Annotated in this window: 12 protein-coding genes; 6 read left to right on the top strand and 6 right to left on the bottom strand. The window is 38.6% G+C overall.

Annotated elements, in window-relative coordinates:
* Nucleotides 1-574: 574 nt before the first annotated feature.
* The 5 genes from C9J37_RS26255 to C9J37_RS26235 all read right to left on the bottom strand — a co-directional run bounded on the left by C9J37_RS26255 (nucleotide 575) and on the right by C9J37_RS26235 (nucleotide 5,391).
* Complete coding sequence (locus C9J37_RS26255) at nucleotides 575-1,291, bottom strand: WecB/TagA/CpsF family glycosyltransferase (protein WP_024362931.1); 717 nt, start codon at nucleotides 1,289-1,291, stop codon at nucleotides 575-577.
* Nucleotides 1,288-2,559: a nucleotide sugar dehydrogenase gene (locus C9J37_RS26250; protein WP_107897756.1), complete on the bottom strand. Its 1,272-nt coding sequence runs from the start codon at nucleotides 2,557-2,559 to the stop codon at nucleotides 1,288-1,290. The genes C9J37_RS26255 and C9J37_RS26250 overlap by 4 nt, the downstream gene beginning before the upstream one ends.
* Before the next feature lie 246 nt (nucleotides 2,560-2,805).
* Nucleotides 2,806-3,768, bottom strand: a complete 963-nt coding sequence (locus C9J37_RS26245; RefSeq protein WP_167397444.1) for a nuclease-related domain-containing protein — start codon at nucleotides 3,766-3,768, stop codon at nucleotides 2,806-2,808.
* Between the two features lie 129 nt (nucleotides 3,769-3,897).
* Complete coding sequence (locus C9J37_RS26240) at nucleotides 3,898-4,746, bottom strand: flagellin N-terminal helical domain-containing protein (RefSeq protein ID WP_107897754.1); 849 nt, start codon at nucleotides 4,744-4,746, stop codon at nucleotides 3,898-3,900.
* Between the two features lie 168 nt (nucleotides 4,747-4,914).
* The gene (locus C9J37_RS26235; RefSeq protein WP_107897753.1) at nucleotides 4,915-5,391 is read right to left on the bottom strand and encodes a transcriptional regulator; all 477 of its coding nucleotides are present in this window, start codon (nucleotides 5,389-5,391) and stop codon (nucleotides 4,915-4,917) included.
* Nucleotides 5,392-5,616: 225 nt separating this feature from the next.
* On the opposite strand from C9J37_RS26235, the gene C9J37_RS26230 reads away from it, so the two are divergent.
* On the top strand, nucleotides 5,617-7,191 hold the full coding sequence (locus tag C9J37_RS26230; RefSeq protein WP_107897752.1) for a hypothetical protein: 1,575 nt from the start codon (nucleotides 5,617-5,619) through the stop codon (nucleotides 7,189-7,191).
* Entirely contained in the window at nucleotides 7,188-9,947 is a 2,760-nt protein-coding gene (locus tag C9J37_RS26225; RefSeq protein WP_107897751.1) for a DEAD/DEAH box helicase, read from the top strand. The genes C9J37_RS26230 and C9J37_RS26225 overlap by 4 nt, the downstream gene beginning before the upstream one ends.
* 275 nt (nucleotides 9,948-10,222) lie before the next feature.
* Here C9J37_RS26225 and C9J37_RS26220 read toward each other — a convergent pair whose 3' ends face one another.
* Nucleotides 10,223-10,645, bottom strand: a complete 423-nt coding sequence (locus C9J37_RS26220) for a single-stranded DNA-binding protein (RefSeq protein ID WP_107897750.1) — start codon at nucleotides 10,643-10,645, stop codon at nucleotides 10,223-10,225.
* 289 nt (nucleotides 10,646-10,934) lie between these two features.
* On the opposite strand from C9J37_RS26220, the gene C9J37_RS26215 reads away from it, so the two are divergent.
* The 4 genes from C9J37_RS26215 to C9J37_RS29230 all read left to right on the top strand — a co-directional run.
* Nucleotides 10,935-11,363, top strand: a complete 429-nt coding sequence (locus C9J37_RS26215; RefSeq protein WP_103977440.1) for a YwpF family protein — start codon at nucleotides 10,935-10,937, stop codon at nucleotides 11,361-11,363.
* Between the two features lie 92 nt (nucleotides 11,364-11,455).
* Complete coding sequence (locus C9J37_RS29240) at nucleotides 11,456-11,788, top strand: nuclease-related domain-containing protein (protein ID WP_235617252.1); 333 nt, start codon at nucleotides 11,456-11,458, stop codon at nucleotides 11,786-11,788.
* A gap of 24 nt (nucleotides 11,789-11,812) precedes the next feature.
* Nucleotides 11,813-12,427: a transposase gene (locus C9J37_RS29235; RefSeq protein ID WP_235617251.1), complete on the top strand. Its 615-nt coding sequence runs from the start codon at nucleotides 11,813-11,815 to the stop codon at nucleotides 12,425-12,427.
* Between the two features lie 35 nt (nucleotides 12,428-12,462).
* A partial coding sequence (locus C9J37_RS29230; protein WP_235617250.1) for a hypothetical protein occupies nucleotides 12,463-12,655 on the top strand: 193 nt, incomplete at its 3' end.

The raw sequence follows: 12,655 nt of genomic DNA, 5'->3' as shown, positions 1-12,655 counted from the left end.
GCTACATCTGAAAATCCTGCTGCAGAAGCCACTGGTACGATAGCAGATGCTACTAATGTTGCCGTTGCTGCCGTCGCTACGAATTTTTTGTATTTCTTTGGTTGGTTAGCCATAGAAAAATTTCCTCCTCTAAGTTCAAAAATTATGTCTCTACTACATAGTTATGTAGTAAATAAACAACTACACATAAAAGTATAGTTGTATCCCTAAAAGTTGTCAATCATATTTTGGGAAAATTACTAATTCGTTTCCGGAAAATAGTGGACATCGAACTCTCTTTTACCATTGTCGTTTATCCTACAGTTTTTTTCAAGTGAAAATATGCAACTTTACCAACAAAATCTAATTTTCTATCATTCCTTGTTCATATTTTCTATAATCTTATGAAATAATGGATAATTAAGTTAAATCAGGGAACGAAAAAAGCTCAAGCATATAAATGCTTGAGCTTTTTTCGCTTGGGCTACCAACCGTTGTTTCCTTGCAGGGAATTCTATTTATTTCATAGAGGAAATTCCTATACACCTACAGTCTAACACTTTCAAATTAAAACGACAATACCAATTTTTAAAAATTATTGCCGTTTTTGCCTAGCCACTTCCAATAAAAAAAGTGGTAAAGCGATTTGACGCTTGATACGCTTAGGTTCTTTCATTAATCGGTAAAACCATTCAAGACCAAATTTTTGGAAAATTTCTGGTGCACGTTTTACTGTACCTGCCAACACATCGAATGATCCACCAACACCTTGATAAATCGTTGGGTGCAATCGGTCACGATTGGCGTTAATCCAATTTTCCTGTTTTGGACTACCCATTGCTACAAATAGTAAATCCGGTTGCGCTTCATTAATACGATCAATGACCTTCTGCTCGTCTTTTTCATAGCCGTCCTGTGTGCCGACTATTTTAATAGAAGGAAATAGTGATTTTAGCTTTGCTTGTGCTGCATCAGCTACACCAGGTTTGCCTCCATACAGGAAAATAGGCTTGCCTCGTTTTGCCGCTTCTTCACAAAGCTTCATCATCATATCAACGCCTGTAACACGTTCACGAATTTGCCCTTTTTGAATTTTAGAAGCAAGAATAACACCAATCCCATCTGGAATTTGAAATTCTGCTTCATTTAATAGCTTCTTTAGTGCAGGGTCTTCTTTTGCTTTAATAATTTTTTCTGGATTAATGGCAACGACGAGCGCTTTTTGTTTCTTTTCAATGCGCTCGAATGCCATATCCATTAATTCATCGTAACCTTCTGTATTGACGTTAATGCCAAGTACTGTTTCTTTCATCGGTTTTTCGCATCCCCTAGTAAGTGGAACTGGAAGCCAGCTTCTTGCCATTTATCACGGTTTAAGCAGTTTTTCGTATCGAAGACGATTTTTGTTTTCACTGTGATAGCTGCTGCATCCATTGCTTTGAACTCATTGTGGTCTGTTAGTACAACGATGATGTCTGCATCTTTAGTAGCTTCTTCTAAGCTTTGTGTTTGTGTAGCATGTTTGTTTTCTTTAATGTGCGGATCGTAAGAAATCACTTCTAAGCCTAGGTTTTGTAGCTCATCAATGACGATTGTTGATGGGCTTTCACGCATATCATCAACGTTTCCTTTGAAGGCTAGTCCAAGAACTGCTACTTTCCCACCTGCGATTTTGTTTTCGTTTAAAATGGCTTGTGTTCTTTGTGCCGTATAGCTAGGCATGCTGTCATTTGTATTACGAGACAGATGAATAATTTGTGCTTGTTCGCCACCTAGCTCTACAAGGAACCATGGGTCAACAGCGATACAGTGACCACCTACACCAGGACCTGGGAAGTGAACATTTACACGTGGGTGGTAGTTAGCAAATTTAATGGCTTCCCAAATGTTCACGTCTAATTTTTCAGCCATTTTTGCTAATTCATTGGCAAACGCGATATTGACATCACGGTATGTGTTTTCCATTACTTTTACTAATTCAGCCGTTGTAGCATCTGTTAGATGAATTGTGCCATTTACAAATGTTTGGTAAAGCTCTTTTGTCATTTGTGCAGATACTGGATCAATCCCACCAACGATACGGTCGTTGTTCACTAATTCTTCAAAAATACGACCTGGAATAACGCGCTCTGGTGAATGCGCTACAAATAAATCAACACCGAACTCTAAGTTTGCTTTAATTAGCTCTGGTAGCATAATGTGTTCTACTGTTTTCGGTGGAACTGTGGATTCAAGAATTACTAAGTTCCCTTTTCTTACATAAGGCACAATAGATGCCGTTGCTTGACGTACATATTCCAAATTCGCTGTATTGTCATTATTGATTGGTGATGGAACAGCTACAATGAAAACATCTGCTTCTTGTGGTGTTGTTGATGCTGTTAAGAATCCTTCATCTACTGCTTTGTTTAGGCGTTCTTGTAAACCGTTTTCTTCAATATGAAGCTTTTTCTCTTGAATACTTTTTACTGCTGCTGGGTTTACGTCCACCCCATGTACTTTTATGCCGTGGTTGGCAAACATTACAGCCGTTGGTAATCCGATATAGCCAAGTCCAACGACACAAATTGATTTCGTCATTCTCTATTCTTCCTTCCGTTTCAAAAACGAGTAGTAAATTGTTATATGGTCTATAAATGCAAAATTGCATTTTTGTTCTGCATTATAGTATACATCTTTCAAGGGAAAGTGTGAATCAATTTGTTATTTTACAGTATTTTCTGTGTGCGATTTTGTAAATTCGTGGGTTTCTAGTGGCGATTGTTTAAGGTTTTGTGGCGCTATCTGTACGTTTTGTGGCGATTCATGAGCATTTTGTGGCGATATCTAAAATTTTAGTGGCGTTTCCAATAAACTCGACAAATCGTACTTTGTAAGTTTGCCTGACTTACAGCATGTTTGGAATGTTTTTTGCAATAATCGTTTTGTGACATGTTTGCATTCAAGCATTAAAAACGCACGACATTCCTTGTTCGTGATCGTATCTCCAACAAGCATGTAATAATCTTTCAATGCTTGTCTATGTGCAGACGTACATTGATGCTGACATCTTCGGCAAAACCACGTTCTTTTTAACTTTTCCATGCCAAAGTGACCACAATTTTCGCAATAAACACCTCTTTGCAAAGCGTTAACATCTAGTTGATAATAGCGGCAAAGCGGAAATGGATTTCTGTGTTGTAATTGTGACAAAATAATGTTTGTTATTTCGTTCGTAGCTATCCCCATATTTTTCTCGATGATTTTGTGCAGATATATTGGAAGTTCTCTGCCCATGACTATTGGCAGTCCTTCACCCTCACGATGGATTGCTACATTATTAAAAGGAAAAACAATGGCTCCATAAATTGGTACCGCCATATGATGCTCGTTAAGAAAATGATGCATTGCCTGGATATACTGCTCCAATTGAATTTCAGGATGTGTAAATGCTTGAACCTCTCCATTATCAGTAGTACGTATTAACTGACGTGGATTATTTTTAAAATGGACAGTTCCCCGTATATTTTTTATTTCTAATATAATGATGCCGCTGGCTGTAATAATTAATATATCCATTTGCATGGGGAGGATTGTAGGAAGTATAACATTGTGGAAAAGGTGACAGTCACTAAGCTGCGGTAACTTTTGTAGTTCTTTCAAAATATATTGTTCTGCAAAATCGCCCGCTTCCTTATTTTTAAGTTCCTGTTGGTACGTTATGTACTGCGAATGTGAAGGAGGCAATCGACGAACAAGTGCTTGCAATCCCAATGTCAAAGACGACGGTGCGAAAGGCTTTACTATCAATAACTTCACTCCTTTTCTATTTACTATAACAGCAAAACAAGCGCGAAAAAATAGCTTGCTTGAAATTAAAAATTTGCCATGTTTTTTAAGGAGAAAACTAAAATGTAATCACACAAAAAGGAATCTCCATTAGTATCGGGGATTCCTCATTGTTCCGCTTTCTAGTAACTTTAAAACAGATTGTGCCTGCTGCATATGCAATGCTAGAACATATTGGCCTGCTTGAAGCAATATTTGCGACTTTACCATATTCATCATTTCCTTCGCAATGTCAGCATCGCGAATTCGTGATTCCGCTGCGGTTAAGTTCTCTGCTGTATTGACGTTTGCATTATAGGCATGCTCTAGGCGATTTTGATAAGCGCCCAAACGAGAACGCTCCGAAGATACCCGTTTCAATGCATCATCCATCTTAGAAATCGCATTATTGGCATCATCCCGTGTTGCAATAGAAGTCGTGGCGTCCAACCCAAGCGCCACTGCCCCCATATCGTTAATGGACAACTCGATGGTTTGACCAGCGTTTGCACCCGCTTGAATCTTGAGACCATTTGTTGAATAATCACCATTTAATAATGTCTTCGTATTAAATTCGGTATCTTTAGAAATACGTTGGATTTCTTTTTTTAGTTCCTGAAATTCTAAATCGAGCTGATGTCGATCACTATCGGTTAATGTGTCATTAGATGCTTGTACTGCAAGTTCCCGCATTCGTTGAATCATGGCATGCGTTTCGTTTAGTGCGCCCTCTGCCGTTTGCACAAGTGAAATACCGTCCTGTATATTTTTTGACGCCATATTCAAACCGCGAATTTGAGCACGCATTTTCTCGGATATCGCAAGACCAGCCGGATCATCAGCTGCACTATTAATCCGATAGCCAGTAGAAATTCGCAACATCGACTTGCTCATAGCATTATAGTGCCTATTCATGTTACTTAATATAGATAACCCTGTAGCAGACCAATTACCAAGCATTCCCCCACCCCCATGCTAAAAGTATTATTAGTTATATCGGTTTGTGATTACTTCCTTAAAGTTGAATTGGTAAATAAACCAAATAATTGAAGTTTTCTATCTATAAAACTGTTAAAGCACCCGCTTCTCTTTCTTGAAAAGTGGGTGCTCATTTGATGTACCGAGTATTCAATTTTCGAAACCTCCGAAATGCGTGCTCTTTTGATGTAGTAGCTCAAAAAAGAGCGCTTCATTGTAATCTGCTAATGCTTGGTCTATTAAATAATCAATGTTTCTGCATTCAATTTCAGCGATCAACTGATCAATCTCACCTACAGTTGCAGAAGAGACAAGGGGTAACAGTGGCAACTTTGGTGTAGCGCTTTCAAGAATTGGCGTTAAATGTTCATGCACATTGGTAATGAGTAATAGTTGATAGAGTGGTAATCGGATAAAACGATTTCCCTTTTGGAAAACAAATACCTCAGATAAATTTTCGATTTGTTGTGTATGCAAGTTAATAATCATCTCTTTCCCTTCGATTGGAATGAAATGAAAAATCTCATTCTCTTTTAAAATTGAGAAATATTGATAAGCAAATACGAGACGCAATTTATCTCCAGAGATTTTCGTGTAAAACGGCTTCATATACTGAACTTGCATCATCCTTTATCCCTCCTTATTATCTGATTATTCAGATTTTAACACAAATCATGTATCTTGTTAACTATCTTATCCTCAAATTTTTTCTTTCTAATCATTCAGCTTATCATGTCTGTATTTTAATCGTATAATGGAAAGACAGTCTTTTTTTCTTCCCACGAAAGATGACATTCAATCATCTAAATAAAGCTAAAGTCATTGGCCAATGCAATTGAGAGGAGTGAGGTTATGGCTTTGTCTATTTCGCAACTAGCTAAGGAACATCAACCATTTATACTTGCTAAATTAAAAGAAGCTGAGCAGGAATTACATCCGTCCTCTAGCGAAGACGAGGAGCTTGTGCGTCGTGCTGTATTTTCTGTACGAAACAAATCCATCGTATTTGAACGTTTTAATGGAGCAAGTTCTATATTATATGCAAGTGTACAGGATGTGAGACCTGCAACTGTAGAAATTGATTTTGCTCATGGGACTCTAAGCTGTAACTGTCCCCAACTAAAATGGTGTCGTCATCAAGTTGGCGCATTACTTGCTCTCTATCAGTATTTTGATTCTGTACAAAACTGGTCAGGTGCATGGCGTGCTCAAAAATCTGTGCAGTTAAAATCATTAGCGGACGAACGTAGCCCTGAAAGCTGGCAGCTAATGGTCGACGAAGTAATGAAACGTCTGTTGCCATCCGGTCGTATTTTGGAAGGCTATGGACTTTCAGCAATTCGTTCTGATGCATTGGAACGGCTGCGCAAGCATATGCCATTTGAACGTGAATGGCAGCCACTGTATAAGCTATTTATCGAACTTTCGATTTTTAATGCAATTTGGCGGCATTTAAATAATACGCAAGGTCATTCATTAGACTCACCTTATATGAAATACTTTATCGATCAAAGCGTGCAGTCATTTGAAAGTATATTAACTGAATTAACGAATCGTTCTCGACTTTTTGCAACTGATCCATTTTATAATGCACTTCAAGAAATTGTCCGTAAATTTTTACTAGAACGTGAAGGGCTGTTTGCTAGTCGATTACAAATCTATATGCTACTGTGGGCAGTGCTTTTTTATGAGAAGCCTCGACGTGAACAGGAGCTAACACTTATTAACAATCTTGAAGAAGTTTCCCCCGAGATTTCTTTACAGTCATTAAAGCTGTTATTTTACGTGTTATTACAAAAAGAACAGTTATTACAGGAAAGCATTGCGCATATTTCCTTACCACAAATGCAAGATTTGTTTGAGTTAGCCACTTTTGCTAAGCGTGCTGGCGAGTCACATTCACAAGCATTCATTTTACGTGCCATGCTTCCATTTGCTGAAGCTTTTTTACAGGAAACTGTGCCCGTCGTACAGCGAGCTCAATACGTACGGCAATTTCAGTTGTTATATGAAGATATACAATTAACGGAAGAAGAAGAAACAACACTTTATAGCGCATTTGGTGTGTATGGACTACAGCCCTATTCGTTTTTCCTTATACGAAAAGAGCGCTATCGAGAATGGGCAGCATTGCATCAATTAAATCTTTCCTCTTTTTCTTATCTAGAAATGTGTGGATTAAAAGATGTTCTACACCTAGCTCCAGCAGCTGTTTTACCTTTGTATCACGTCTATGCAATGGCAGAGATTACGCAAAAATCTCGTATGAATTATAAGCAAGCTGTACGTATTTGGAAAAGTATGCGGAGTGCCGCAAAAAGAGCAGGAAAAGTTGCTTATTTTGAAAATTACATGCAAACAATCCGCGCAGAATATAAACGACTTCGTGCACTTCAGGAAGAAATTGAGAAAGGAAACTTAGTATGATGACATTACATGCTCCCTCTCCGTTTACGAAAAAACAACAGTTACGTATTGAATCAGCTCAAAATGGCAATTATACGGTGCGGGGTTTTACTACAAGTGGTGCAGCAATCGATGTTGACACACTGATTTCTTCATTATTTTTTAACTATGAAGCAAATACTTATGGCTTAATGACCAGTCGTACAGACATTTCTATCGATATTTCTAGTGCAGAACTACTCGATATCTTTTCTCCACGCTATCAGCACCCGTTTATTAGATGGCAAGGGATTGATGCTGACAGTAGTGCATTGATTGAACACGCACAAATGTTACAGCAATATTGGCAAGACCCTATCCTTTGGTCATACGCCGTTATTGCAGATGATTTTTCCTCCTTGTCATTTACTATAGACGGAGTAGATACCGCATTATTGGAAGTAGCTGTGCAGCAAAAACTAACACACGCTGGGTTATTGGTGTCTGATATACCGAAGCTCCTTCCATTTTTCATTCGCGGTGGTTGGCCATTAGAGCAGGACCGTCAAGCTGGGGCCGTTACTGTCTCTCTACGTTTAAGTGAGCCTGAGGAAGATTCGGAAGTCTGGCTTTTGGAAACGGTGCTTAGTACAGTGACAACAAAAAATTACTGGACACCGGCTGTTCGAAAAAAATTACTACCGCTAGCCGACGCGCTACCAACAAAATGGCAGCCATTTGCACTAGAGATTGAACAACAGCAAACGCAGATTGTAGAACTCCTTTCCATTGAAAATTTACAATCTGATATTTTCATTCATGCTACACTTGACGATTTGGAGGTTCGCACATTTTTACGTGAAGACCTAGCCCGATTACAGGCACTTGGTTTTGATGTTGTGCTACCCGCTTGGCTAAAAGATTTAAAGCAATCCAAAATGCGTGTACGTGTTAGCACAGGCAATATATCAACAAAAAAAGTTGCTGGACTCGATGATATTTTAACGTTTAAATGGCAATTTTCTATGAACGGTGAATCAATTTCTGCTGAGCAGTTTAAAAAGCTTGTCGATGAAAAACGTGAATTTATTCGTATTGGTACGGAATGGTTCCGAGTGGATGCCAACTGGATGCAAGAAATGCGTGCTTTAATGCAACAGGCTGAAAATGAAAGCTGGACTGTTCGTGAACTATTGTTCCGTGAGTTACCTGAAGATCTTTCTCCGCTAGAAGAGGAAGATGCTGATGATGCGTTGCGCGATGATCCAATTTTTGCATTTGAGCTCCAGCAATCTTTAAAATCGTATATGGAACAGCTTCAGGAGAAAAAAGGTCTTCCAGCAGTTCCAGTCCCTCTTTCATTAAATGCTAGCTTACGTCCTTATCAGCAAGAAGGTTTTGAATGGCTAGTCTTTATGCGTGAGCAAGGTTTTGGTGCCTGTCTCGCTGATGATATGGGACTCGGCAAAACTGTTCAGCTTATTTCTTACTTGTTGCATGTCTATGACACAACGGATGCCAAAGAACCATCCATTATTATTTGCCCAACTTCGGTCCTTGGTAACTGGCAAAAGGAGCTTGACCGCTTTGCTCCATCTTTAACTGTGCATACGCATTATCAAGCAAATCGGACGAAAGAAGATGCATTTGTTCGACTTATTGAACAAGAAAAACCGCATGTTATTTTATCTACCTATGGAACTGTGTCACAGGATGCTGAATTTTTACAAGCAATTGATTGGGCAACTGTTGTATTAGACGAGGCACAAAATATTAAAAATATGCAGACTTTACAATCTCGTTCGATTCGCAAATTACATGGTAGTCATCATATTGCTTTAACAGGAACGCCTGTTGAAAATCGATTATCGGAACTTTGGGCAATTTTTGACTTTATTCATAAAGGTTATTTAGGTAGCTTTGGCCGCTTTAACGAACAATTTATTTTGCCTATTGAGCGCGATGAATCCGAACCACATAAACAAAAGCTACGGGCAAAAATTCAACCGTTTTTACTTCGTCGTACAAAGCGAGATCCAAATTTACAGCTTAATTTACCTGATAAGCAAGAGTCTCATGCGTACTGCGCCTTAACGGCAGAGCAAGCTTCCCTATATGAGGGCTATATTTTAGAAACGTTGGATCAGCTAGAGCAATTAACGGGCTTTCAGAAAAAAGGGCGCGTCTTAAAGATGCTAAGTAAATTGAAGCAATTATGTAATCATCCTGCTCTTTATTTAAAGGAACCTTTTGAGGATGCAGCAACGATGCTGACACGCTCAGTCAAATTAGAGCGTATTGTACAAATGGCAGCGGAAATCGTCGATAATGGTGAACAGTGCCTTATTTTTACGCAATATATTGGAATGGGCCAATTACTTCAGCATTGTTTCAGTGAAATTTATAATGTCGATGCACCATTTTTAACGGGCGCCATGCCTAAACAGCAGCGTGACCGATTGGTGGAGGCTTTTCAGGCAGGAGAATTCCCTATTTTTATCCTCTCATTAAAGGCTGGAGGAACAGGGTTAAATTTAACTGCTGCAAACCACGTACTACATGCCGATCGTTGGTGGAATCCTGCTGTTGAAAATCAAGCAACAGACCGTGCATATCGAATTGGGCAAACGCAATTTGTGCAAGTGCATAAGTTTGTCACGATTGGGACGATAGAAGAAAAAATTGATAAGATGCTGGCGCAGAAATCTGCATTATCAGAAGAACTCATTCAATCAAGCCAGTGGTTAACGGAGCTAGATGATGATGAGCTTCGAGATTTGATTTCACTCGATTATTAGTCTTAAAGATGCGCCAAGAGCTTTAACGTTCTTGGCGCTCTTTTCTTTAGCAACTATTCGTGAACAATGTTTACTTCTTTCCTACTTACTTCATATTTCTATTTAGTTGTGTGAAATAATCATTGCTGTGCGGTCTTCAGCAACGATAAATGATATGATAGTCCACAACGCCCCTTTCTAACTAAAATGATTACGGTGCAAGTCTAAGCATTTTATAGGAGAATGGCGAATTGCGTAAATGTTTAGCTTTGCTCCGTATGTATTGCGATAGTCGGTTATACTACTGGTAATTGCAATTCTTTCTTTGGTAACACAAAATCTTTAATGATCTCCTGCTCGACCGATGACGATGGTGGCAATGTGCTCCCATCATTATCTGGCTGTTTCAGCCTATAGAAGCGAACATCTTCTACAACCACTTCTGTCATATAAATCTTAGTGCTGTGCTCATTCATAAAGGATCTAGATTGAATACGTCCATTTATGCCAATTAATGAGCCTTTACCGCAAAACTTCACAATATGGTCTGCCAGTTTTCCCCATACTGTACAAAGAATAAAGTCAGTCTCTACTTCTCCACGACTGTTTTTGTAATTGCGATTTATGGCAAGGGAAAAATGAGATTGGACACGATTTCTAGATAGTTGTCGTAACACAGGATCTTTTGTTAATCTTCCAACCAGTCCGACTTGGTTCATTGATTCACCTCCTTTGTGTTTAATTGCCCTCATCTTACAAGAGGCTATTCAATTTTGGCAAAACTCGATTTTTGTTTTTTAGCTCATTTTTAAATGAGAAAATAATTTTTTTATCAGTTATCTTTTTGTTTGTTAGGTTTTTTTATTGTGTAGAAGTCAGATGGCAGTAAGTGTTACAGCTCATTTTTAAAAAGTTAAATTTAGCATCTTTTCATATTTTAAGAAGACAGTCTTAGCTGTAATTGATTATGTTATACTAAAAGGAATGACCGACTTAGGAGGATACATAATGAAAACATTTAAAATGCTTTCTTTTGACCTTGTCACTCAAGATGGCATGCAAGCATTTCCTTTAGTCGATGGCATTATTATTAACCAGGAAAACAGCCATCAATCTTGGATTCTTGAATTGTTTATCGATCGGCAATATCGTCCGATTTTTGATGAGTTATTAGCGAATGCTACAGTAGTTGATGTTCGTGCAGTTATTTCATTTCCTGATAATGAACCAGCTCCATTTCGGGTAGTTGTGCATACTGTCCAAGAAATTGGCGAGCATGTTTCTGTGCTTTTAAAAGGGACGTTAAAAATTAAGCGTTCTAAATACGCTGAACAATTACTTGCTGATCTTTTAACAGAAGGTGTTTCACAAGTAGAATTACTAGACCGCTTCTCAAAAGGAATGAAAGAGCGACCAAAACTTAAAAATGATGAATGAGCGATACGTTTGAGGACGTATCGTTTTTTTGTACTGGACAGTTTGAGATTTTTGGATAAAATATGGTGTAAAAAACATAGGGGTGAACGTCAATGAATTTAGTCATACGTGAGAAGCCGTTAAAGTTGTTATGGTATGAGGCTTTACTACGACGCTTGTGTGATGGAGATCGAGATGCTAACTATTATAGCGAGCAATTTCGAAGACTTGATGCTGGCTTTGCTGGCGAAAAGCGAGTAGATCGGGAATGGCATGAATTAGTATGTCCAAATACTTTTTCTGTATTGCATAATGTTGTACTTGTCAATGCAGCACAGCATTTTCACCAAGTTGATACACTCTTTATTTGTAAGCATTTTATGTTCGTTGTGGAAATTAAAAATATACACGGTCGTCTGGATTTTGATGCTACGACGCATCAATGAACACGCACAAAATCTGATGGCACAGTGGAAGGTTTTGCAAATCCCATTACGCAAATTCAACGTCATATGCAATTCATTAAAATTATATTTAAAAATTATTCTCTCCCCATTGAAGGTGCAGTTATTTTGTCTAATCCATCAGCTATAATTGCGAATCATCCAAAATCCGTCCCTATTTTCCATGTGTCAGGGCTACAAAGTCATATCCAAACTCTTTTTGACAAGTACCCAACACCTATTTTAACGAATGAGCAATTAACCCGTTTTGTACAACTAATTAGAGCGCAGCATCAACCACAAGAAATACTCCCTCGTATAGATACTTCGAGATTCCGACATGGCGTACTTTGTCCAAAATGCCGATACAAAAATCAGATGCACTTTTACAGAGGCGGTTGGAAGTGTCTAGCTTGTCACTATACAAGCAGCGGAATTTTTGCAGAAGCCTTGCAAGATTATCGATTGCTCGTAAGTCGTACAATCACCAATAGTCAATTGCGTGCGTTTTTCGGTATCACTTCTAGCGATGCTGCGAATCGTTTATTGCGGAAATTTCAATTTCCTAGCACTGGTACTTATAAAAATAGAATCTACTATCTTCCTGATAATTTAATAGAATATATGAAACCGTTTTTATAATGCTATTTTGGGGGAAATTGGGGAAGGTTGAATGTTTGAAGTTATGTTTATCAGAGGTTTATCTTTGCTTCGCGGGTAAACGTTTTGCTTTCGCGGGTATTCAACTTCGTTCCGCGGATAAACGTTCTGCTTTCGCGGGTATTCTCCTGCGTTCCGCGGGTAAACAAGCTGCTTACGCGGGTATTCTCCCTCGTTCCGCGGATAAACGTTCTACTTTCGCGGGTATTC

The sequence above is a fragment of the Lysinibacillus mangiferihumi genome (assembly GCF_003049665.1).
GTDB lineage: Bacteria > Bacillota > Bacilli > Bacillales_A > Planococcaceae > Lysinibacillus > Lysinibacillus mangiferihumi.
Note: the sequence above shows the minus strand (reverse complement) of the source record. Positions and strands in the feature narration are given on the sequence as shown.

Excerpts from the sequence above, each read along its gene's own strand:
- C9J37_RS26225 (WP_107897751.1), top strand. The coding sequence starts at position 7,188 with ATGATGACATTACATGCTCCCTCTCCGTTTACGAAAAAACAACAGTTA.
- C9J37_RS26215 (WP_103977440.1), top strand. The coding sequence starts at position 10,935 with ATGAAAACATTTAAAATGCTTTCTTTTGACCTTGTCACTCAAGATGGC.
- C9J37_RS26255 (WP_024362931.1), bottom strand. The coding sequence starts at position 1,291 with ATGAAAGAAACAGTACTTGGCATTAACGTCAATACAGAAGGTTACGAT.
- C9J37_RS26235 (WP_107897753.1), bottom strand. The coding sequence starts at position 5,391 with ATGATGCAAGTTCAGTATATGAAGCCGTTTTACACGAAAATCTCTGGA.
- C9J37_RS26240 (WP_107897754.1), bottom strand. The coding sequence starts at position 4,746 with ATGCTTGGTAATTGGTCTGCTACAGGGTTATCTATATTAAGTAACATG.
- C9J37_RS26250 (WP_107897756.1), bottom strand. The coding sequence starts at position 2,559 with ATGACGAAATCAATTTGTGTCGTTGGACTTGGCTATATCGGATTACCA.
- C9J37_RS26230 (WP_107897752.1), top strand. The coding sequence starts at position 5,617 with ATGGCTTTGTCTATTTCGCAACTAGCTAAGGAACATCAACCATTTATA.
- C9J37_RS29240 (WP_235617252.1), top strand. The coding sequence starts at position 11,456 with ATGAATTTAGTCATACGTGAGAAGCCGTTAAAGTTGTTATGGTATGAG.
- C9J37_RS26220 (WP_107897750.1), bottom strand. The coding sequence starts at position 10,645 with ATGAACCAAGTCGGACTGGTTGGAAGATTAACAAAAGATCCTGTGTTA.